This window comes from Flavonifractor sp. HCP28S3_F3 (genome assembly GCF_052065355.1).
GTDB lineage: Bacteria > Bacillota > Clostridia > Oscillospirales > Oscillospiraceae > Flavonifractor.
Window position 1 is genome coordinate 1 of the sequence record NZ_JBQHUF010000036.1, and the last position, 774, is coordinate 774.

General features: G+C 49.0%; 1 protein-coding gene. It reads right to left on the reverse strand.

The features are described 5' to 3' along the window. On the reverse strand, positions 1-774 hold a 774-nt coding region (locus tag ACTNB1_RS14815), incomplete at both ends, for a recombinase family protein (protein ID WP_441170540.1).

Sequence of the window (774 nt, forward strand, 5' to 3'; positions counted from 1 at the left end):
TTCTTGTTTTTGAATGAAATGTTGGTCTGCTTATTGTGGACGCTGTGTCCGATATAGGTTTCCTCTTTCAGAATACTTTTCACCTGCGCTATCGTCCACGCATAGGCTTTTTCCTCCGGCGCTCCGGCATAGATATTTGCGAAAGTGCCGTATCTCTGGAAATTCAGCCAGCCGGGAGTAGGTACTTTTTCTTCGACCAAAATCCGTGTAATGCTGGCGGCTCCCCGGCCATGAACGGCAAGGTCAAAAATCTTTTCGATAATCCACCTTGTTTCCGGGTCAATCAGAAGATGGCCTTTCTTATCTGGGTCTTTGACATAGCCAAGCGGAGCATAGGCTCCATAGTGTGCGCCATTTGCGAACCGTGTCCGCATGGCCGCCTTTACCTTTTTGCTGGTCTGGCGGGCGTGCATTTCATTCAGAATGTTGAGGAATGGGGCAAGCTCATTCTCTCCGTTGATGGTGTCCACATTGTCATTGACAGCGATATAGCGGACGCCTTTGCTGGGAAAGTAGATTTCCGTGTACTGGCCGGTCAGAATGTAGTTTCTGCCTAAGCGGGATAAATCCTTCGTAACAACGCAGTTGATTTTCCCGTCCTCAATGTCATCAATCATTCTCTGAAAATCCGGCCTGTCAAAGTTCGTTCCAGACCATCCATCGTCGATATATTCATCTATGACATTCAGGCCATGCTCGGCGGCATATTGCCGGAGCATCATGCGTTGTGTCTGAATACTCCCGCTTTCTCCTTGCAGTTCATCGTCCCGGCTC